Source organism: Pseudomonas sp. DW-iso3 (genome assembly GCF_058725305.1).
Map to the genome: position 1 here is coordinate 1,104,811 of NZ_JBZXDZ010000001.1, position 18,878 is coordinate 1,123,688.

General features: G+C 60.3%; 20 protein-coding genes. 9 read left to right on the top strand and 11 right to left on the bottom strand.

Annotation, left to right across the window (positions count from 1 at the left end; translation table 11 throughout):
• Position 1 precedes the first annotated feature (1 nt).
• Positions 2-370, bottom strand: coding sequence for a hypothetical protein (locus AC4PS7_RS05130; protein ID WP_010211859.1), 369 nt, complete (start codon positions 368-370; stop codon positions 2-4).
• 132 nt (positions 371-502) lie between these two features.
• Between AC4PS7_RS05130 and earP the strand changes: the two genes are divergently transcribed.
• Together earP and AC4PS7_RS05140 are read left to right on the top strand one after the other, a co-directional pair.
• Positions 503-1,636, top strand: coding sequence for an elongation factor P maturation arginine rhamnosyltransferase EarP (gene earP, locus AC4PS7_RS05135; RefSeq protein WP_021492246.1), 1,134 nt, complete (start codon positions 503-505; stop codon positions 1,634-1,636).
• Positions 1,637-1,685: 49 nt separating this feature from the next.
• Positions 1,686-2,258, top strand: coding sequence for an elongation factor P (locus tag AC4PS7_RS05140; protein WP_003172723.1), 573 nt, complete (start codon positions 1,686-1,688; stop codon positions 2,256-2,258).
• Positions 2,259-2,322: 64 nt separating this feature from the next.
• On the opposite strand, the gene AC4PS7_RS05145 is transcribed toward AC4PS7_RS05140, so the two are convergent.
• From AC4PS7_RS05145 to AC4PS7_RS05160, 4 genes are all read right to left on the bottom strand, one after another.
• Positions 2,323-3,339, bottom strand: a complete 1,017-nt coding sequence (locus tag AC4PS7_RS05145) for an alpha/beta hydrolase (RefSeq protein ID WP_492179165.1) — start codon at positions 3,337-3,339, stop codon at positions 2,323-2,325.
• A gap of 28 nt (positions 3,340-3,367) precedes the next feature.
• Positions 3,368-3,787 carry an organic hydroperoxide resistance protein gene (locus AC4PS7_RS05150; protein ID WP_010211852.1) on the bottom strand — a complete coding sequence of 140 codons (420 nt, stop codon included), beginning with the start codon at positions 3,785-3,787 and terminating at the stop codon, positions 3,368-3,370.
• A 175-nt stretch (positions 3,788-3,962) separates the two neighbouring features.
• Positions 3,963-4,415, bottom strand: a complete 453-nt coding sequence (locus tag AC4PS7_RS05155) for a MarR family winged helix-turn-helix transcriptional regulator (protein ID WP_010211851.1) — start codon at positions 4,413-4,415, stop codon at positions 3,963-3,965.
• 80 nt (positions 4,416-4,495) lie between these two features.
• Complete coding sequence (locus tag AC4PS7_RS05160) at positions 4,496-5,446, bottom strand: LysR family transcriptional regulator (protein ID WP_021492244.1); 951 nt, start codon at positions 5,444-5,446, stop codon at positions 4,496-4,498.
• Between the two features lie 108 nt (positions 5,447-5,554).
• Here AC4PS7_RS05160 and AC4PS7_RS05165 point away from each other — a divergent pair, with 108 nt between their 5' ends.
• Entirely contained in the window at positions 5,555-6,304 is a 750-nt protein-coding gene (locus tag AC4PS7_RS05165) for a sulfite exporter TauE/SafE family protein (RefSeq protein WP_042570786.1), read from the top strand.
• Here AC4PS7_RS05165 and AC4PS7_RS05170 read toward each other — a convergent pair.
• Complete coding sequence (locus AC4PS7_RS05170; protein WP_032882913.1) at positions 6,294-7,175, bottom strand: LysR family transcriptional regulator; 882 nt, start codon at positions 7,173-7,175, stop codon at positions 6,294-6,296. The genes AC4PS7_RS05165 and AC4PS7_RS05170 overlap by 11 nt on opposite strands.
• Before the next feature lie 70 nt (positions 7,176-7,245).
• On the opposite strand from AC4PS7_RS05170, the gene AC4PS7_RS05175 reads away from it, so the two are divergent.
• Positions 7,246-7,452: a DUF1127 domain-containing protein gene (locus AC4PS7_RS05175; protein ID WP_010211847.1), complete on the top strand. Its 207-nt coding sequence runs from the start codon at positions 7,246-7,248 to the stop codon at positions 7,450-7,452.
• Positions 7,453-7,497: 45 nt separating this feature from the next.
• The gene (locus tag AC4PS7_RS05180; protein WP_010211846.1) at positions 7,498-8,724 is read left to right on the top strand and encodes a winged helix-turn-helix domain-containing protein; all 1,227 of its coding nucleotides are present in this window, start codon (positions 7,498-7,500) and stop codon (positions 8,722-8,724) included.
• A gap of 114 nt (positions 8,725-8,838) precedes the next feature.
• Here the strand turns inward: AC4PS7_RS05180 and AC4PS7_RS05185 are convergent, their stop codons facing one another.
• Entirely contained in the window at positions 8,839-10,185 is a 1,347-nt protein-coding gene (locus tag AC4PS7_RS05185; protein ID WP_010211845.1) for a class II 3-deoxy-7-phosphoheptulonate synthase, read from the bottom strand.
• A 123-nt stretch (positions 10,186-10,308) separates the two neighbouring features.
• On the opposite strand from AC4PS7_RS05185, the gene AC4PS7_RS05190 reads away from it, so the two are divergent.
• On the top strand, positions 10,309-11,064 hold the full coding sequence (locus AC4PS7_RS05190; protein ID WP_010211844.1) for a spermidine synthase: 756 nt from the start codon (positions 10,309-10,311) through the stop codon (positions 11,062-11,064).
• A 118-nt stretch (positions 11,065-11,182) separates the two neighbouring features.
• Here the strand turns inward: AC4PS7_RS05190 and AC4PS7_RS05195 are convergent, their stop codons facing one another.
• Positions 11,183-11,974 carry a crotonase/enoyl-CoA hydratase family protein gene (locus AC4PS7_RS05195; protein WP_010211843.1) on the bottom strand — a complete coding sequence of 264 codons (792 nt, stop codon included), beginning with the start codon at positions 11,972-11,974 and terminating at the stop codon, positions 11,183-11,185.
• A gap of 422 nt (positions 11,975-12,396) precedes the next feature.
• Between AC4PS7_RS05195 and AC4PS7_RS05200 the strand changes: the two genes are divergently transcribed.
• Positions 12,397-14,070 (top strand): DEAD/DEAH box helicase, encoded by a 1,674-nt coding sequence (locus AC4PS7_RS05200; RefSeq protein ID WP_010211841.1) that lies wholly within the window; start codon positions 12,397-12,399, stop codon positions 14,068-14,070.
• 96 nt (positions 14,071-14,166) lie between these two features.
• Here the strand turns inward: AC4PS7_RS05200 and AC4PS7_RS05205 are convergent, their stop codons facing one another.
• The gene (locus AC4PS7_RS05205; protein ID WP_042570787.1) at positions 14,167-14,934 is read right to left on the bottom strand and encodes a DODA-type extradiol aromatic ring-opening family dioxygenase; all 768 of its coding nucleotides are present in this window, start codon (positions 14,932-14,934) and stop codon (positions 14,167-14,169) included.
• A gap of 103 nt (positions 14,935-15,037) precedes the next feature.
• On the opposite strand from AC4PS7_RS05205, the gene AC4PS7_RS05210 reads away from it, so the two are divergent.
• Positions 15,038-15,694: a thiopurine S-methyltransferase gene (locus AC4PS7_RS05210; protein ID WP_154974498.1), complete on the top strand. Its 657-nt coding sequence runs from the start codon at positions 15,038-15,040 to the stop codon at positions 15,692-15,694.
• A gap of 56 nt (positions 15,695-15,750) precedes the next feature.
• Here AC4PS7_RS05210 and htpX read toward each other — a convergent pair whose 3' ends face one another.
• Positions 15,751-16,638 (bottom strand): protease HtpX, encoded by an 888-nt coding sequence (htpX, locus tag AC4PS7_RS05215; RefSeq protein WP_010211838.1) that lies wholly within the window; start codon positions 16,636-16,638, stop codon positions 15,751-15,753.
• 304 nt (positions 16,639-16,942) lie between these two features.
• Positions 16,943-18,154 (bottom strand): pyridoxal phosphate-dependent aminotransferase, encoded by a 1,212-nt coding sequence (locus tag AC4PS7_RS05220; protein WP_010211837.1) that lies wholly within the window; start codon positions 18,152-18,154, stop codon positions 16,943-16,945.
• Between the two features lie 201 nt (positions 18,155-18,355).
• Between AC4PS7_RS05220 and msrB the strand changes: the two genes are divergently transcribed.
• Entirely contained in the window at positions 18,356-18,748 is a 393-nt protein-coding gene (msrB, locus tag AC4PS7_RS05225; protein ID WP_044286865.1) for a peptide-methionine (R)-S-oxide reductase MsrB, read from the top strand.
• The last annotated feature ends 130 nt before the right edge of the window (positions 18,749-18,878 follow it).

Here is an 18,878-nt window from a genome sequence, read left to right on the forward strand (position 1 = left end):
ATCAATCGCAGAATTGCAGGACATTGGCCCGGGTCTTTTCGTTGGGGGCGTTCTGGTCCTGTTGCAGCCAGAACTGGCATTTGGGATTGGACAAGTTACGCGCATTGTTGCGGGCCTGGTCCAGGGTTTGTTGTTGTTCCTGCTTCTGCAGGTTTTGCTGGTACTGCTCGAACATGCGGTTCGGCGGTTCAGGTGCCACCACCGCAGGCTTGCCCAATTGCTGCACGGCCTGGGCCACCGGTGCCAGGCTCTGCGGGAACAGATAGCGCGATGCCAGCCAAGCCGTCAGCGCGATGGCGATAAACCCCAACCACACCCCAAACGCGATGGAAGCACTGAGCTTGAACAGCGACAACGGACGATCAGACATGATGGCCTCCTGGCAGGCATTGACGGCGTGGCGGCAATTGTCGCACAGCCACCGTGCAGAATAATCGCGATCAAGTCTTCTGCATCCGCGCATTTATGCGGACAATCGAGCCTTTGAGCGTTGGAGCCCGGAATGAAAGCCCGCTGGGATATTTTTTGTAGTGTCGTCGACAACTACGGCGACATCGGCGTGACCTGGCGCCTGGCCCGGCAATTGGTCGCGGAGCACGCCTGCGATGTGCGCTTGTGGGTCGACGACCTGCGCGCGTTCGAACGCATGTGTCCGGACATCGATGTGGAGCAAGACCTGCAATGGCAGGAAGGCGTCGAAGTGCGCCATTGGCCGGCCGAGTGGGTGAGTGTACCGGCAGCGGATGTGGTGATCGCCGCGTTCGCCTGCCAGTTACCGCCCGACTATATGGAAGCCATGGCTGAACGCGAACGTACGCCGTTGTGGATGAACCTGGATTACCTGAGTGCTGAAGAGTGGGTGGTGGGCTGTCATCGGCTGCCATCGGTGAAATTCAAGGGCGTGCAGAAGTACTTCTTCTTTCCCGGGTTCCGCACCGGCACTGGCGGGTTATTGCGTGAGGCGCGGTTGCTGGAACAACGTAATGCGTTTCAGCAGGATGCCGGTGCGCAACGAGACTTCCTACAAGCCTTGGGTATAGTTCCCGCAGTCGATGCGCGGCTGATCTCACTGTTCGCCTACGAAAATGCTGGCCTCGCCAGCTGGCTCGACGTGTTATCGACGGACGGGCGTGCCACTCATCTGCTGGTTCCGGAGGGGCGCATTCTGGGCGACGTGCAGCGCTGGCTCGATGTGGAACGGCTGGCCGCGGGCGATATCCAGCAACGCGGATCGCTGACGGTGCAGGTCATCGCGTTCGTGCGCCAGGAACAATACGACCGCCTACTGTGGTGCTGCGACTTCAATGCCGTGCGCGGCGAAGACTCGTTCGTGCGCGCCCAATGGGCCGGGCGGCCGTTGTTGTGGCACATCTACCGTCAGGACGAAGACATCCATCTCGACAAGCTCGACGCCTTCCTGGAGCTGTACACCGCCGACTTATCAGCGGCGGCAAGCGCGGCGTTGATTGGTCTCTGGCAAGCCTGGAACACGGAGGCCGATATGGCTCAACCGTGGAAAATGCTGCTGGAGCACTGGCCGGAGGTGAGCCAGCGCGCCGAAACATGGTGTCTGGAACAGGGTTTGCAGGCCGATCTTGCGACGGCGCTGGTGAAGTTTTATGAAAGTTGGATATGATACGCCACCTTGAATTTTGTAAATCCCATCCAAATTTCGGATATATGCAATGAAAACTGGTAAAGAACTGAAACCCGGTACAGTGATCCGTCTCGAAAACGACCCTTGGCTGGTTCAGAAAGCTGAGTTCACCAAGTCTGGTCGTAACAGCGCAATCATGAAGACCAAGCTGAAGAACCTGCTGACCGGTTACAAGACCGAGATCGTCTACAGCGCCGATGACAAACTGGACGACGTAATCCTCGACCGCAAAGAAGCGACCCTGTCCTTCATCAGCGGCGACACCTACACGTTCATGGACACCACTGACTACACCATGTACGAGCTGAACGCTGAAGATATCGAAGCCGTTCTGCCGTTCATCGAAGAAGGCATGGAAGACGTCTGCGAAGCTATTTTCTTCGAAGAGCGCCTGGTTTCCGTAGAGCTGCCGACCACCATCGTGCGTAAAGTGGCCTACACCGAAGGTTCCGCTCGCGGCGACACTTCGGGCAAGGTGATGAAGCCTGCCAAGCTGAGCAACGGTACCGAACTGCAAGTGGCCGATTTCATCGAAATCGACGACCTGATCGAAATCGACACCCGCGAAGGTGGTTCGTACAAAGGTCGCGCCAAGAAGTAATTCTGGCCCTGCCGATACGAAAAAAGCCCGACCATGCGTCGGGCTTTTTTATGCGCGTTACGTTTTACTTCAAGTGTTGCTTCAGCTCATCCGAGGCCTGGAGCAGCGCGGAGCGGACTGCTGGGACTTGGCTGACCACGTTGAGCAAACCGTAGTCGTGGATCATGCCGTTGTAACGTACGGCGGTAACCGCTACACCGGCTGCGTCCAGCTTGCGGGCATAGGCTTCGCCTTCATCGCGTAACACGTCGGCGCCGGCTGTTTGAATCAGCGCGGGCGGCAAGCCTTTCAACTGATCAAGGGTCGCCCGCAGCGGCGAGGCGTAGATCTCGGCGCGCTGGTTGGCGTCGGTGGTGTAGTTGTCCCAGAACCACTTCATCATGTTGCGGGTGAGGAAGTGCCCTTCGGCGTATTGGTTATAGGACCCTGTGTCGAAATTGGCGTCGGTCACCGGCCATAACAGCACTTGGAACTTGATCGCCGGTGTGCCCTTGTCCTTGGCCATCAGGCTGACCACTGCCGCCATATTGCCGCCGACACTGTTGCCCGCTACCGCCAGGCGCTTGCCATCGACGTTGATCTCTTGGCCGTGCTCGGCCACCCATTTTGTCGCGCCGTAGGCTTGGGTGATCGCCACCGGGTAGTGCGCTTCCGGCGAAGGTGTGTAGTTGACGAACACCGCCACCGCCCCCGAACCCACCACCAGATCCCGCACCAGGCGTTCATGGGTCGGATAGTCCCCAAGCACCCAGCCGCCACCGTGGAAGAACATGAACACCGGCAATGTGCCCGTGACCCCGGCCGGACGCACGATGGTCAGGTCCAGCGGCTTGCCATCGACCTGGATGGTCTTCTGGCTCACATCCGCTTTGGGCAAGGTCAGCTTCACACCGGCCTGGGCGCCGGTCAGTACGGCACGGGCGTCCTTGGGCGTCAGTTGTTCCATCGGTTTGCCGGTGCCGGCGTTCAACACGTCCAGAAAAGCTTGGGTGGAGTGTTCGACTTCACCTGACGCAGCAAAGGCGTTGGTGATGGACAAGGCGAGCAGGGTGCCGGTGAGTGCTTTACCAATTGTGTTCATTGCGTTCTCCAGGGGCGGCCGAGGTCATTTAGACAGTCACGTGCAGGCGTACATCAACGTTGCCACGGGTGGCGTTGGAGTACGGGCAGACTTGGTGAGCGGCGTCGACCAGGCTTTGCGCGTCGTCTTGAGCCAGGCCCGGCAGGCTGATGTGCAGGTCGATATCCAGGCCGAAACCACCAGGAATCTGGCCGATACCGACGTGGGCGGTGATCGAGGCGTCATCCGGGATTTTGCGTTTTGTCTGGCTGGCGACGAATTTCAGGGCGCCGATGAAGCAGGCTGAGTAGCCGGCAGCGAACAGTTGCTCAGGGTTGGTGGCCTGGCCGCCGGCGCCACCCAGTTCTTTAGGGGTGGAGAGTTTGACGTCGAGGATGTTGTCGTTGGAAACAGCACGGCCATCACGGCCGCCGGTGGCGGTAGCTACTGCGGTATAGAGCGTTTGCATGGCGTTTTCCTCTTTGTTTTAGCGCTAAATGTTTGCGCGCTAAGTAGTTGGTGAGGCGAATGTATAGCGCTAATGTTTTGCGCGCAAGATAAATTTATAAAATTTTTCAGGGGGCGGTACGAACGGTCATTGTCTGCGGGCGCAGCGGAGTCGACGCCCTTGAGGGGGAAGGGGTTTAAATGCTGGCTTGCAGGTTAGCGCGCAACGCAATCAGGTCGCCCTGCAACTTACGCAATTGGTCCAACTCCAGGCCGCTTGCACCGAGGATGCAGTGGGGAATTCCCATGGCCCGGTCTTGCAGGGCGCGGCCGGCGGCGGTCAATTCCACGACCACCACGCGTTCATCTTCGCGGCTGCGGGTACGGCTGAGCAGGCCTTCGACTTCCAGGCGCTTGAGCAGCGGTGTCAGCGAGCCCGGATCAGTCAGCAGGCGACTGCTGATTTCGCCAACGGTCAAACCATCCTCTTCCCACAGCACCATCATGGCCAGGTACTGCGGGTAGGTCAGGCCCAGCGCTTGCAGCAGTGGCTTGTAGACCTTGGTCATCAGCAGCGAGGTGGAGTGCAGGGCGAAGCACAGCTGGTTATCCAGCATCAGGGATTCGCAAGGATCGGGATTTTTGCTCATGGCGTTGCCTCCGGAAAACGTCTCTGGGCTGGAATCTAGCGGGCAAATCTTTAATGCGCCAGATAATTCTGTCCGAGCGGTCAGACCAAGCCACTTTGCAATGCCAGGTCCCACGGCGGCACGGGGCTGAAGCGGGTTTTGAGGTATTCCAGCAACAAGCGGCTGCGTGCGTTGGGTTGCTGTTCCAGGCGTAGTGCATAGATCCCGGTGGTTTCGGGGCTGGGCAGGCCATTTTCGCAAAACAATGGCAGCAGTTCGCCGCGCACCAGGTATTCACTGGCCAGCCAGGTGGGCAGGTGGGCAATGCCCAGTCCGGCCAGGGCACCGGACAGCAAGGCTTCGGCGTTATTTGCACTCATGCGGATGCGACGTGGGCGATAGGTAGCACGGCGCCCATCCAGCTCGAATCGCCAGGCGAATGTTGGCGCCAGGCCATCCCAGTCCAGCCCGTCGTGTTCGCTCAGCTCCTGAGGGTGGTTCGGCATGCCTCGGCTCTTCAGATAGGCCGGGCTGGCACAAGCGACGCGCACGATGCTCGCCAGTGGGGTAGCGATCAACCGCGTGTCGACGATATGCCCGGCGCGCAGTACCAGGTCAACCTTGCCCAGGTGCGCGCCCTGCATGTCCACAAAACTGTCGATCAGATGCAGGTGCACATCCAGCCCTGGGTAGACATTCAGGAAGTCCGCAATCACCGGCGCCAGGTGCCGTCGACCGAACGCTGCTGGCGCATCCACCCGAATCAGACCCTCCGGCGCATGGCTCAACGACACGGCTTCGGCCCGTGCTAATTGCAACTCGCTGACGATCCGCCGCGCCCGCTCGGCAAACGCCACACCCGCCGGGGTCGGCACTACCGCGTGGGTGCTGCGCTGGAATAGGCGGCTGCCCACCGAGCTTTCCAGGCTGTCTATCCGCCGCGCCACCGCGGAGGGCGTCAAGGGATGACGGCGTGCTGCCGCGGAAAAACTGCCGGTTTCCAGCACATCGAGAAACAGGCTCAGTTGATCAGTCAGAGTATTGGGGTTCATAAACGAACGCTTATGCGAGATTGGCATAGCCATTGTGCGTTGCTGTGCGTTTCCGCGCCAGAGTCGACTGCGTAGGATGCAAGGCCTGTGATTGTGGAGTGACAAGCTGTGTTGGATTTTATGATGTATCTGGTATTGGGCGCGGCCCTCGGCACAGTGGGTGGGCTGTTCGGCATTGGCGGCGGGCTGATCGCGATCCCGGTGCTAGGCGTGTTGTTCGGCCTGGATCAGCAACTGGCCCAGGGCACGGCACTGGTGATGGTCGTGCCCAATGTGATGCTAGCGCTGTGGCGCTACCACCAGCGCAACCGCATTGAACTGCGCCATGCGTTGCCGTTGGGCGTGATGGGTTTCAGTTTCGCCTGGCTCGGATCGATCTGGGCCGTGGGCCTGGATGCGGGCGCGATGCGCATCGGCTTTATTGCCTTCCTGCTCACGCTCTCGGCCTACAACCTGGTGCGCATGTTCACCCGCAACGCACCGCCGACGGCGCAGATGCGTTACTCCTGGCCGTGGCTCGGGGTGCTGGGTGCGGCATCCGGTTCCATGGGCGGTTTATTCGGTGTGGGTGGCGCAGTGGTTGCCACGCCGGTGCTGACCAGTGTGTTCGGCACTAGCCAGGTGGTTGCCCAAGGCCTGTCCCTGGCCCTGGCACTGCCGAGTACCGGTGTAACTCTGGTCACCTACGCCTGGCACCAGGAAGTGGACTGGATGATCGGCGTCCCCTTGGCCATCGGCGGTTTGCTCAGTATCAGTTGGGGCGTGAAAGTCGCTCACGCCCTCCCGGAGCGTGTACTGCGCGGCCTGTTCTGCGGCTTTCTGGTGGTGTGCGCGGTGATGCTGACCTTTAAGGTCTGAAACCTTCGATGATGTATTCCGCCAGGCAGTCGGTGATGGGCGAATTCATCTGGGGGTTGCGCAACAAGTGCAGGTTCATCGAGGGCAGGGGGGGCAGGCCTTCGTCCTTGCCCAGCACCCGCAGGTCTTCAGTCACCAGGCTTTCCATGCTGACCATCACCGCCAGGCCGGCGTTGACCACTGCCTGGATCGCCGCCACGTTGGAGCTGTGATAGGCGAGGCGATAATCCCGCCCGGCTGCCTCCAGTGCTGAGCGCGCCCACTGGGTATAGAGACAGTCGACACCGGACATCGCCAGTGGCAGGGCATCATGCTCGTCCGTGCAAAAGCAGGGCGCTGCCACCCACACCATGCGTTCTGTGCGCAACAGCTCACCGATTTCATTGCCTGGCTCGCGGCTGACGACGGTCAACGCCAAATCCCGCCGCTGCATCAGCACTGATGAAGATTCGCAGTGCATCTCGATCTGAATCAGCGGGTAGGCCTTGGAAAACTGCTTGAGAATTCCCGGTAGGAAACGCATCACGTAATCATCTGGCGTGCCGATGCGCACCAACCCCACCATGTGCGGCTCACGCAGGGTGTTGAACACCTCACTGTGCAGTTTCAGGATGCGCCGTGCATAGCCCAGCAACACCTGGCCCTCGGGCGTCAGTCGCACCTGCCGACCATCACGCTCGAACAGCTTGCGCTGCAACACGTCTTCTTCCAGGCGCTTCATCTGCATGCTCACCGCCGATTGGGTGCGGTTGACCAATTCACCTGCGCGGGTGAAACCTCCCTGGTCGGCAATGGCGACGAAGGTGCGCAGCACTTCTGTGTCGATGCTCGGAAAGCTGGACAATTGATCAATCTCTGAGATGTATTGCATAAAAAACATTCGTTGGATTGATCATAAGCCCAGGCACACACTTGCGCCATCCCCACTGGAGGGCGCGAAGATGAAAGGTCAAAGAGGTTTTGTGTTGATGGCGAAACGTCCGTTTGCCGGGCTGTTTCACAAGATTGCCCGTTGGCAGGTGGTGCATGCGGAACGCCAGATGCTGGCAACCTTGAGCGATGATGCACTCAAGGATATCGGGCTCAATCGCGGCGACGTAGAGCAGGAGCGGCAGCTGCATTTCTGGCAAGACCCGCTGCGAAAATGATCGCAGATGCAGTAGGGTGGGGGGCGCGCCCATACGGAGATTCCCATGCCCGCCGACCTGTCTTTTTCACTCAAGCAAGCTCGACGCATGGCGCTGGCGGCCCAGGGTTTTTCCGGGCGCCAGGCGCCTGCACTGATTAAGGCTGCACATCTCAACCGGATGATCGAACGTCTGGGTGTATTGCAGATCGATTCAGTGAATGCCGTAGTGCGCTCGCATTACCTGCCGCTGTTTTCCCGTTTGGGTAATTACTCCCCTTTACTCCTTGAGCAGGCGGCCTGGAGCCAGGGCCGGCGGCGTTCGTTGTTCGAATACTGGGGGCATGAGGCTTCGCTGTTGCCGCTGGCGCTTTACCCGTTGATGCGTTGGCGCATGGCGCGGGCGCAGCAGGGGCAGGGAATTTATTCGCAGATGGCGCGTTTTGGGCGTGAGCAGCAGGCCACGATCCGGCGGGTCTTGCAGACCGTCGAGCAGCAGGGCGCGTTGGGTGCTGGTAGTTTGTCGACCCGTGCGGAACGTGCCGGTCCTTGGTGGGACTGGAGCGATGAGAAACACGCGCTGGAATGGCTGTTTGCTGCCGGCCTGGTGACTGTTGCAGGCCGACGCGGCTTTGAACGTCTCTACGATCTGCCAGAGCGGGTCATTCCCAGCGATATCCTTCAAACCTCTGTGACTGAGGCGCAAGCCCAGCGCGGTTTGCTGCTGCACAGCGCTACGGCGCTGGGCGTGGGCACCGAAAAGGACCTGCGCGATTACTTCCGTCTCGACCCTGCCGACAGCCGCTCTCGCCTCGCCGAACTGGTGGAAGACGGCCAACTGCGGGTTTGCCAAGTACAAGGTTGGAAGCAACCGGCTTACTGCCTGCCTGACCCGAAAGTGCCACGCAACGTGCCGGCCAGTGCTCTGCTGTCGCCGTTCGACTCGCTGGTCTGGGAACGCAGCCGCACCGAGCGTCTGTTCGACTTCCGATACCGCCTGGAGATTTATACCCCGCAAGACAAGCGAGTGTACGGCTACTACGTGCTGCCGTTTCTGTACAACGAACGGATCGCTGCACGCATCGACCTGCGCGCCGAACGCGCCAATGGACGCCTGGCGGTGCATGCGGTGCACGAAGAAGAGCCGGGACTCGATGATGAGGGTATGCAGGCACTCGCGCAGAACCTGTTGCAAATGGCCGGTTGGCTGGGACTGGAACAGGTGCAGCTCAATTGCCAGCGGCCGAGTGCCGACCGGTTAAGGGCGGCAATGCTTGATAGGGGTGGGCTTTAGGGCCTCTTCGCGAGCAAGCCCGCTCCCACATGTGACCGCGTAGATCCTGTAGGAATGCCGTCGAATGTGGGAGCGGGCGTGCTCGTGAAGGCGTCAGTGCAGGCGACTTAAATCTCAGCGTTTGACTTGTTTAAGCGTCTCGGCAATCAGAAACGCCAATTCCAGCGACTGATCGGCATTCATCCGTGGGTCGCAGTGGGTGTGGTAGCGGTCCGACAATCCATCCTCGGTGATCGGCCGCGCGCCGCCGATGCACTCGGTGACGTTTTGCCCGGTCATCTCGATGTGAATCCCGCCGGCATACGTCCCCTCGGCCTGGTGCACCTGGAAGAACTCCTTCACCTCGCCCAGGATCTGCGCAAAGTCGCGGGTCTTGTAGCCGCTGCTGGCCTTGATGGTGTTGCCGTGCATCGGGTCGGAACTCCACAGCACCTGCTTGCCTTCGCGCTGCACGGCGCGAATCAGGCCTGGCAGATGGTCGCCGACCTTGCCTGCACCCATGCGTGCGATCAGGTTGAGGCGGCCGGGGTCGTTGTCCGGGTTGAGGATGTCGATCAAGCGGATCAGGTCATCCGGGTTCATGCTCGGGCCGACCTTGACCCCGATCGGATTGTTCACTCCACGCAGGAACTCGACGTGGGCGCCATCCAGTTGGCGGGTGCGGTCGCCGATCCACAGCATGTGCGCCGAGCAATCGTAGTAGTCGTTGGTCAGGCTGTCGCGGCGCACGAACGCTTGCTCATAGTTGAGCAGCAACGCTTCGTGGGCGGTGAAGAAACTGGTTTCGCGCAGTTGCGGCGAGCTGTCCATACCGCAGGCGCGCATGAAGGCCAGCGTCTCATCGATGCGGTCGGCCAGTTGGCTGTATTTCTCGGCCAGCGCGGAGTTGGCGATGAAGTCCAGGTTCCACTTGTGCACTTGGTGCAGGTCGGCAAAACCGCCCTGGGCGAAGGCGCGCAGCAGGTTAAGGGTGGCGGTGGACTGGTGGTAGGACTGCAACAGGCGGTCCGGGTCCGGCACGCGGCTTGTTTCGTCGAAGCCGATACCGTTGACGATGTCGCCACGGTAAGCGGGCAGGGTGATGCCGTCGATGGTTTCATCGTTGGCCGAGCGCGGCTTGGCGAACTGGCCAGCCATGCGCCCGACCTTGACCACCGGGCAACCGGCGGCGAAGGTCATCACGATGGCCATCTGCAGCAGTACCTTGAAGGTGTCGCGGATTTTCGCGGCGGAGAACTCGGCAAAACTCTCGGCGCAATCGCCGCCTTGCAGCAGGAATGCGCGGCCCTGGGTCACCTCGGCAAACTGGCGACGCAACTCGCGGGCTTCCCCGGCAAACACCAGTGGCGGGTAGCTGGCCAGGTTCTGCTCTACTTGCAGCAAGTGCGCAGCGTCCGGGTACTGGGGTTGTTGCTGGATCGGCAGGGCGCGCCAGCTGTCGGGGCTCCAGGGTTGGCTCATCATGAACTCGATTGGCTGATTAGAGATCGGGCGCCAATGTTATCAGCAATTAGTGCGTGACCTGTTGCCGCCGGTTGGCCGACAATCGCGCCTTTGCCGTGCGGTAAACCGTTAGGAGTAGTGATGACCGAGGAGCGTGTCGAGCGCCTGCTGGCCGAAGTCCATGATGATTTCGGCATGATCCGTGTGCTCGAAGTGGCGGATTACCGGTTTCTGGAATTCGGAGATGCCATCGAACAGAGCTGCGTATTTACCGCCGACCCAAGCTGGCTGGAGTACGACTACACCCGCGCCATGCTGATCGGCGCGTTGTGCCATGAGCAACCGGAAAGCGCGCTGTTCCTTGGGTTGGGCGCCGGCACGCTGACCCAGGCCTGTCTCAAGTTCCTGCCGCTGGAAGACGTGGAAGCCATCGAGCTGCGCCCCGATGTGCCGCGCCTGGCCATCGAGTACTTGGGGCTGGACGACGACCCGCGGCTGTATATTCGCATTGGCGATGCCCTGCAATTGCTCGACAGCGCCGAAGCGGCCGACTTGATCTTTGTTGACCTCTATACCGACGTCGGCCCCGGTGTCGGGCACCTGGCCTGGACCTTCCTGGAAAACTGCCAGAAAAAACTCAATCCCGGTGGTTGGCTGGTGATCAACCAGTGGGCCACCGACGATGGCAAACCCCTGGGGGCGGCGTTGTTGCGTGGCTTGTACCACCGGCATTACTGGGAACTGCCGGTGAAGGAGGGCAATGTGATTCTGCTGGTGCCGTCGGAGCTGGATCAGGTATTGGACCTGGGTGCGCTTTCGGCGCGTGCCGAAGCGTTGGCGCCGCGGTTGGGATACTCGTTGCAGCCGTTGATCAAGGCGATTCGTCCCGCAACCTAGTCGCCTGTAACTATGCCATCGCCGGCAAGCCCGCTCCCACATTTTGACCGCATTTCCCTGTTGAAATGCATTCCCCTGTGGGAGCGGGCTTGCCCGCGAAGAGGCCGGTACTGCCCGTTCAAATACCCTTGAACACCCCAGGGCGCTTCTCGATCATCGCCCGCACGCCCTCCTTGGCATCCTCGCTGTTGAGCAGTTTATCCACCATCGGCGGCAAAGCCGCAGCCGCCACGGTCTCGCCTTCCACCCGCGCCAGTCGTGCCGACATCAACGTGGCCTGTAAGCCCAGAGGTGCCTGGCGGGCGATACGGTTGGCCAGTTCGACGGCGCGGGGCAGCAGGTCTTCGCTGGCCATCACTTCCTGCACCAGGCCCAGGCGCAGGGCGTCATGGGCGTCGAACTCATCGCCGGTCAACAGCCAGCGCATGGCGTTGCCCCAGCCGGCAATCTGATGAAAGCGCAACGTCGCGCCGCCAAACGGAAAGATCCCACGCTGAACTTCCATCTGCGCAAAGCGCGTATTGCTGGCGCAGAGGTTGATATCTGCAGCCAGCATCAGCTCTATCCCGATAGTCAGGCAGTAACCCTGGGCCGCGACGATCACCGGTTTGCTCACGCGTGGGCCGGCAAACACGCCCCAGGGATCGCAACCGCCCAAGGGCGGCTGCCAGCCACCGGCCATCACCCCGCTGACATTGGCCAGATCGAGCCCGGCGGTGAAGTGATCGCCATGGGCGAACACCACGGCGACCCGCGCGTCGGTGTTTCGATCAAATTCGCCATACGCCAGGCTCAGCTCATTGAGCAGATCCAGATCGAACGCGTTGCGTTTGGCCACCCGGTCCAGGCCTAAAAGCAAGACATGACCCTGGAGTTCACGGCTGACGCGGCTGCTACTGGCTTGATTCATGGGTGTGCCCTCGGGCGCAGGGAAGGATTTCGGACCAAAGGGGCCGACAGGTAAGGTGAAACGTTTAAGTGTTATGACCAGCAGGGCCGGGCCTTTGAAAAATAGACCTTGCCGGTGTTATCTGCAAAGGCTGTGACACAGCGCGGTTTGTCGGTGCTTTGCGATAAAAAAAGCTCCCTTTTTCAGCTATTTCCGGTATAGTGCGCGCCGGCCTTTAACCGGGCCGCGTTTAGGTAGCGCAATTCCCCGAAGTCAGCTTCGGCTGCACGTCCGCACAGCGGACTCTCCCTTGACGAATCTTTTTCATTCATTCGTTTTCGCAAATCCCCGCCGACAAAGCAGCCAGGGCGACTCTTGAGTCTCAACACGGCATGCGCAGCTTTGGAGCATGGGTCTTTGCGGATGCACTTAGAGGCAGACCCATGACCCAGGAAACCGGCGGCTTCGCCGCTTTTAATCTTAACCCGAATATTCTTGCAGCCGTCGCAGCGACCGGCTACGAAGAGCCTTCGGCGATTCAGCAGCAATCGATCCCGATCATCATGGCCGGCAAGGACATGATCGGCCAGGCGCAAACCGGTACCGGCAAAACCGCCGCGTTCGCTTTGCCTATCCTGCATTGCATCGATCCTGCCAAGCGCGAACCGCAAGCCCTGATCCTGGCGCCAACCCGTGAGTTGGCGCTGCAAGTAGCAACCGCTTTTGAAACCTACGCCAAGCAAATGCCGGGCGTAACCGTTGTGGCCGTTTACGGCGGCGCGCCTATGGGCCCACAACTGAAAGCAATCCGTAATGGCGCACAGATCGTTGTCGCCACGCCGGGCCGTCTGTGCGACCACCTGCGTCGTGACGAGAAAGTCCTGTCGACCGTGAACCACCTGGTTCTGGACGAAGCTGACGAAATGTTGAAGCTGGGCTTCATGGATGACCTGGAAGTCATCTTCAAGGCGCTGCCACCGACCCGTCAGACCGTTCTGTTCTCCGCCACCCTGCCGCAGTCGATCCGTGCCATTGCCGAGCGTCACCTGCGCGATCCAGAGCACGTGAAGATCCAGACCAAGACTCAGACCGTTACCGCGATCGAACAGGCTCACCTGTTGGTTCACGCTGACCAGAAGACCTCGGCTGTATTGAGCCTGCTGGAAGTCGAAGACTTCGACGCCCTGATCATGTTCGTGCGCACCAAGCAAGCGACCCTGGACCTGGCCAGTGCCCTGGAAGCCAAAGGCTATAAAGCCGCTGCGCTGAACGGTGACATCGCCCAGAACCAACGTGAGCGCGTGATCGACTCTCTCAAGGATGGCCGTCTGGACATCGTTGTGGCGACCGACGTTGCCGCCCGTGGCCTCGACGTTCCACGTATCACCCACGTGTTCAACGTTGACATGCCGTACGACCCAGAGTCCTACGTTCACCGTATCGGCCGTACCGGCCGTGCCGGTCGCGAAGGTCGTGCACTGCTGCTGGTGACTCCGCGCGAGCGCCGCATGCTGCAAGTGATCGAGCGTGTAACCGGTCAGAAAGTTGCCGAAGTCCGCCTGCCGGATGCCCAAGCCGTTCTGGATGCTCGCATCAAGAAACTGACCAACAGCCTGTCGCCACTGGTGGCTGACGCTGAATCGACCCACGGCGACCTGCTGGACCGCCTGACCGCCGATATCGGTTGCACCCCGCGTGCCCTGGCTGCAGCCCTGCTGCGCAAGGCGACCAATGGTCAAGCCTTGACCCTGGCAGCTATCGAGAAAGAACGTCCACTGGTGCCGAACAGCGCGCCGCGCGGTGATCGTCCAGAGCGTTCCGGCGACCGTCCAGACCGTGGTGATCGCGAGCGTCGTGCTCCAGTGCCATTGGCTGAAGGCCGTGCTCGTTGCCGTACCGCGCTGGGCGCGCGTGATGGTATCGCTGCCAAGAACCTGCTGGGCGCTATCCTCAATGAGGGTGGCCTGGCACGTGAAGCCATCGGTCGCATCCAGGTTCGTGACAGCTTCTCCCTGGTGGAGCTGCCGGAAGACGGTCTGGAAAAACTGCTGGCCAAGCTGAAAGACACTCGCGTTGCCGGTAAGCAGCTGAAGCTGCGTCGCTACCGCGAAGATTGATCCGCCCCTGGGCTGATTGATCGCACATAAAAAATCCCCGACTGGTTCGGGGATTTTTTTTGGCTGAAATTCGCCTGTAGGCGACGGCAAGGGGTGTTAGCCGAAGCGGTAGATGTCCATGCCCAACGCGCCCATAGTGAAGCCTTGGTGCGCGATGCTGAAATCACCCCCAGCGCCACGTGCGAAGTACAGCGGCAGCAGGTGCTCGTCACTGGGATGGCTGCGTACGGCATTCGGCGCCTGGCGCCGATAGTCGTGCAGGGCGGCTTCATCGTCGGCTGCCAGCTTATCGACCACCCAGTCCCGGAAGTCTCGCGCCCATGGCTCGATGCTTTCAGGTCCGGCATGCCAGTCCAACTCGCCCAGGTTGTGGGTGATGCTGCCCGAGCCGATCAGCAGTACGCCGTGCTCGCGCAGGCTGGCAAGGGCATGCCCGACACGGGTCTGCAGAACGGGGCCCATGCGGCTGGGCAGGGACACCTGCACCACCGGGATATCGGCTGTTGGGTACATCAGCGACAGCGGCACCCAGGTGCCGTGGTCGAATGGACGACGGTCATCGGTGCGGGCATTCAGACCGTCGGCCTTCAGCAACTCGACAATCCTACCGGCCAGTTGCGGGTCGCCCGGCGCCGGGTACTGCACGGCAAACAATTCGCGAGGGAATCCGCCGAAGTCGTGCCAGGTTTCAGGCGTGGCGCTGCCGCTGACCAAGAGTTCGTCGCTTTCCCAGTGCGCCGACACCACCACGATGGCCTTCGGGCGTGGCAACTCGGCAGCAAGACGCTGCAGGGCCGGGCCACTGGCACCGGGTTGCAGGGCAAGCATGGGCGAACCGTGGGAGATAAACAGGCTGGGGAGCATAAGTGGGGTCCTGAGCGTTAACATGGGCCCATCTTCAGTCAGATCATTGATCTAAATCTAATATAAGTTTTAGCACTATTTGATCGAATTTTATGGAGGATCTATGGAGCCTGAGTTTTGGCAGGAGCGCTGGGCGCGCAATCAGATCGGCTTTCATCTGCCCGAGGTCAACCCTTACCTGCAACGACATTGGTCGCAGCTGGCGCTCGTCGAGGGCGCCAGGGTGCTGGTGCCCTTGTGCGGCAAGAGCCTGGACCTGATGTGGTTGGCCAGTCATGGGCTGCGGGTGATGGGGGTGGAGCTGTCGGAGCAGGCCGTGGAGGCGTTTTTCAGCGAACAGAACCTTGTGCCACGTATCACTCGGCGGGATGCCTTTACGGTGTACCAGACTGATCTGATCGAAGTGTGGTGCGGCGACTTCTTCGCTCTGGACGCCGAAGCCTTGGCCGGTTGCACCGCATTATATGACCGCGCCGCCCTGATCGCCTTGCCACCGCTGATGCGTGCGCAGTACGCCGAACATTTGAGTCGCCTGCTGCCTTCGGGTTGCCAGGGACTGCTGATCACCCTTGATTACGACCAGTCGCAAAAAGCCGGGCCACCGTTTGCTGTGACGGATGATGAGGTCAAGGTGCTGTTCGACTCGGACTGGACCGTGAAGACGCTGCAAGAGCAAGACGTCCTGGGGGAGAGCTGGAAGTTTGTTCAGGAGGGTGTCACGCGGCTTGATGAGCGGGTTTATTGGCTGGCCAGGGCGTAAACCTTGTCCATAAAAAAAGGGGCGATCCAATCGCCCCTTTTTTGCAATGCGGGTTATCAGCCCATGCGACGCAGTGCGTCGATACGCTCTTCCAGCGGCGGGTGGCTCATGAACAGGCGAGCCATGCCCTGCTTGATGCCACCGTTGATGCCGAAGGCGGTCAGGCTGTCCGGCATGTGCACCGGCAGGCCCTGCTCGGAGCGCAGGTGTTGCAGCGCTGCGATCATCGCCCCGGTACCGGCCAGGCGGGCACCGGCTTCATCTGCACGGAACTCTCTCTTGCGTGAGAACCACATAGTGATTGCGCTGGCCAGGAAGCCCAGCACCAACTCGGCGAAGATGGTCGCCACGAAGTAGGCAATGCCGCGGCCGCCTTCGTTCTTGAAGATCACCTTGTCGACAAAGTTGCCGATGATCCGTGCAAAGAACATCACGAAGGTGTTCACCACGCCTTGTACCAGCGCCAGGGTGACCATGTCACCGTTGGCCACGTGGCCGATCTCGTGGGCCAACACGGCCTTCACTTCATCGTACGAGAAGCGTTCCAGCATGCCCTGGCTAACCGCAACGAGTGCGTCGTTCTTGTTCCAGCCGGTCGCAAAGGCGTTGGCTTCATAAGCCGGGAAGATCCCGACTTCAGGCATTTTGATACCGGCTTCGCGGGATAACTCCTCAACGGTCTGCAGCAACCATTGCTCGTGCCGGGTACGGGGTTGGGTGATCACCTGGGTGCTGGTGCTCATCTTCGCCATCCACTTGGAGATGAACAGCGAGAACAGCGAGCCGGCAAAACCAAAGACCGCACAGAAAATCAGCAGCTGATTGAGGTTCAGGTCAACCCCGTTGGCCGCCATGAACCCATTGAAGCCGAAAAGGCTCAAGGTGATGCTGGCAATCAGCACGACCGCAAGGTTAGTGGCCAAGAACAGCAGGATGCGCATCATGGTTGTAGAATTCTCCTCATGCTTAATATGTCGCGTACTGCGGGGTATATAAGGTGCGGCATGGGGTGATTCAACCGAGCGACTATTTCAAACTGTGTCCTACAGCTTGAATGTAGAGCCTTGAAGGGCATTTCCGATAGGGAAAAGACGGCTGAATCGGTTTTCCGTAGCCTCGCAGCCCTGTAATTACGGGGGGTAGGTGGCTTTTGCGCTGGCCGCGAACTGCCTGTCTGTGGGAAAGGCAGAGAAGTGTTGCCAGATACTCGCTGTACGACCGATTGTCGGTCGTACAGCGCCGTTTCCATTACTGGCGATAGGACTTGAGGAAGTTGCCGATGCGACCAATGGCCATTTCCAGATCGTCCACACGCGGCAGCGTCACCACGCGGAAGTGATCCGGCCACGGCCAGTTGAATGCGGTGCCTTGCACCACCAGCAGCTTTTCCGACAGCAGCAGGTCGAGCACGAATTTCTCATCGTTGAGGATCGGGCACACCTTTGGGTCGATCCGCGGGAAGGCGTACAGCGCACCCATGGGTTTCACACAGCTCACGCCCGGGATTGCGTTGAGCAGTTCCCAGGTGCGGTTGCGCTGTTCCAGCAGCCGGCCTTGGGGCAGAACCAGATCATTGATGCTCTGGTAGCCGCCCAGGGCGGTCTGGATGGCGTGCTGGCTCGGTACGTTGGCGCACAGGCGCATGTTGGCCAGTATGTCGATACCTTCGATGTAGCTCTGGGCGTTGTGCTTGGGGCCGGAGATCGCGATCCAGCCGGAACGGAAGCCCGCCACGCGGTAGGACTTGGACAGGCCGTTGAAGGTCAGGCACAGCAGGTCCGGCGCCAGGGAGGCGGTGCACACGTGTACAGCGTCATCGTAGAGGATCTTGTCGTAGATCTCGTCGGAGAACACCACCAGGTTGTGCTGGCGTGCCAGTTCGAGCATGCCCAGCAAGACTTCCCTGGAGTACACCGCACCGGTCGGGTTGTTCGGGTTGATGATCACCAGAGCCTTGGTGTTCGGGGTGATCTTGGCCTTGATGTCGGCCAGGTCCGGGAACCAGTCTGCGCCTTCGTCACACAGGTAGTGCACCGGATGGCCGCCGGCCAGGGTCACAGCGGCGGTCCACAGTGGGTAGTCGGGCGCCGGCACCAGCACTTCGTCGCCGTTGTTGAGCAAGGCCTGCATGGACATCACGATCAGTTCGGACACGCCGTTGCCCAGGTAGATGTCTTCGATGCCGACACCTTCGACCTGCTTTTGTTGGTAGTACTGCATCACCGCCTTGCGTGCGCTGAACAGGCCCTTGGAGTCGCTGTAGCCCTGGGCGGTGGGCAGGTTGCGGATCACGTCCTGGAGGATTTCGTCCGGCGCTTCGAAACCAAAAGGCGCCGGGTTGCCGATGTTCAGCTTGAGGATGCGATGGCCTTCCTCCTCCAGGCGTTTGGCGTGCTTGAGCACTGGGCCGCGAATGTCGTAGCAGACGTTGGCGAGCTTGTTCGATTTGCTGACCTGCATGGCGATGTGATCCTGAAAATGAACGATCCAGACGGTGGGACACTACCGTACTGCGAATCCTGCGGGGCCCGCACCCATAAATACGTTTGAATGCCGGTAGCGCGGGTGCCAGACTGGCGTTTTGAAGAGGCGCAATCATACGTGCCGCCTGATCCATGGAAAAGACACAGATCAGGCTTTTTCAGTTGCCGAGGTGTACCGATGGAAAAGTTGCAGAAAACCGTTGAAGAATGGAAGGCGATGCTCGATCCGGAGCAATACAACGTGTGCCGTCTCAAGGGCACCGAGCGACCCTTCAGCGGCAAGTACAATGGCACCAAGACCGACGGTGTGTACCACTGCATTTGCTGCAACGAGCCGTTGTTCGACGCCAAGACCAAGTTCGACTCCGGCTGCGGCTGGCCGAGCTTTTATGCGCCGATCGCCGACAGCGCCATGGTCGAGATCCGTGACGTCAGCCACGGCATGATCCGCACCGAAGTCACTTGCGCCAAATGCGATGCCCACCTGGGGCACGTGTTTCCGGACGGTCCGCCGCCGACCGGCCTGCGTTACTGCATCAACTCGGTGTGCCTGAACCTCGTCCCGCGCTGAATTGAACCGCGCGGCGCCCTGTAGGAGCGAGCCCGCTTGCTCCTACAGGTTTGGGTTGATATCACGGCATCAATGTCGTCAATTAAATTGCACGCAATTGAATTGCTTACTATGTTTGTTGTTCTTTTCT

Excerpts from the sequence above, each read along its gene's own strand:
- AC4PS7_RS05130 (WP_010211859.1), bottom strand. The coding sequence starts at position 370 with ATGTCTGATCGTCCGTTGTCGCTGTTCAAGCTCAGTGCTTCCATCGCG.
- earP (WP_021492246.1), top strand. The coding sequence starts at position 503 with ATGAAAGCCCGCTGGGATATTTTTTGTAGTGTCGTCGACAACTACGGC.
- AC4PS7_RS05140 (WP_003172723.1), top strand. The coding sequence starts at position 1,686 with ATGAAAACTGGTAAAGAACTGAAACCCGGTACAGTGATCCGTCTCGAA.
- AC4PS7_RS05145 (WP_492179165.1), bottom strand. The coding sequence starts at position 3,339 with ATGAACACAATTGGTAAAGCACTCACCGGCACCCTGCTCGCCTTGTCC.
- AC4PS7_RS05150 (WP_010211852.1), bottom strand. The coding sequence starts at position 3,787 with ATGCAAACGCTCTATACCGCAGTAGCTACCGCCACCGGCGGCCGTGAT.
- AC4PS7_RS05155 (WP_010211851.1), bottom strand. The coding sequence starts at position 4,415 with ATGAGCAAAAATCCCGATCCTTGCGAATCCCTGATGCTGGATAACCAG.
- AC4PS7_RS05160 (WP_021492244.1), bottom strand. The coding sequence starts at position 5,446 with ATGAACCCCAATACTCTGACTGATCAACTGAGCCTGTTTCTCGATGTG.
- AC4PS7_RS05170 (WP_032882913.1), bottom strand. The coding sequence starts at position 7,175 with ATGCAATACATCTCAGAGATTGATCAATTGTCCAGCTTTCCGAGCATC.
- AC4PS7_RS05175 (WP_010211847.1), top strand. The coding sequence starts at position 7,246 with ATGAAAGGTCAAAGAGGTTTTGTGTTGATGGCGAAACGTCCGTTTGCC.
- AC4PS7_RS05180 (WP_010211846.1), top strand. The coding sequence starts at position 7,498 with ATGCCCGCCGACCTGTCTTTTTCACTCAAGCAAGCTCGACGCATGGCG.
- AC4PS7_RS05185 (WP_010211845.1), bottom strand. The coding sequence starts at position 10,185 with ATGAGCCAACCCTGGAGCCCCGACAGCTGGCGCGCCCTGCCGATCCAG.
- AC4PS7_RS05190 (WP_010211844.1), top strand. The coding sequence starts at position 10,309 with ATGACCGAGGAGCGTGTCGAGCGCCTGCTGGCCGAAGTCCATGATGAT.
- AC4PS7_RS05195 (WP_010211843.1), bottom strand. The coding sequence starts at position 11,974 with ATGAATCAAGCCAGTAGCAGCCGCGTCAGCCGTGAACTCCAGGGTCAT.
- AC4PS7_RS05200 (WP_010211841.1), top strand. The coding sequence starts at position 12,397 with ATGACCCAGGAAACCGGCGGCTTCGCCGCTTTTAATCTTAACCCGAAT.
- AC4PS7_RS05205 (WP_042570787.1), bottom strand. The coding sequence starts at position 14,934 with ATGCTCCCCAGCCTGTTTATCTCCCACGGTTCGCCCATGCTTGCCCTG.
- AC4PS7_RS05210 (WP_154974498.1), top strand. The coding sequence starts at position 15,038 with ATGGAGCCTGAGTTTTGGCAGGAGCGCTGGGCGCGCAATCAGATCGGC.
- htpX (WP_010211838.1), bottom strand. The coding sequence starts at position 16,638 with ATGATGCGCATCCTGCTGTTCTTGGCCACTAACCTTGCGGTCGTGCTG.
- AC4PS7_RS05220 (WP_010211837.1), bottom strand. The coding sequence starts at position 18,154 with ATGCAGGTCAGCAAATCGAACAAGCTCGCCAACGTCTGCTACGACATT.
- msrB (WP_044286865.1), top strand. The coding sequence starts at position 18,356 with ATGGAAAAGTTGCAGAAAACCGTTGAAGAATGGAAGGCGATGCTCGAT.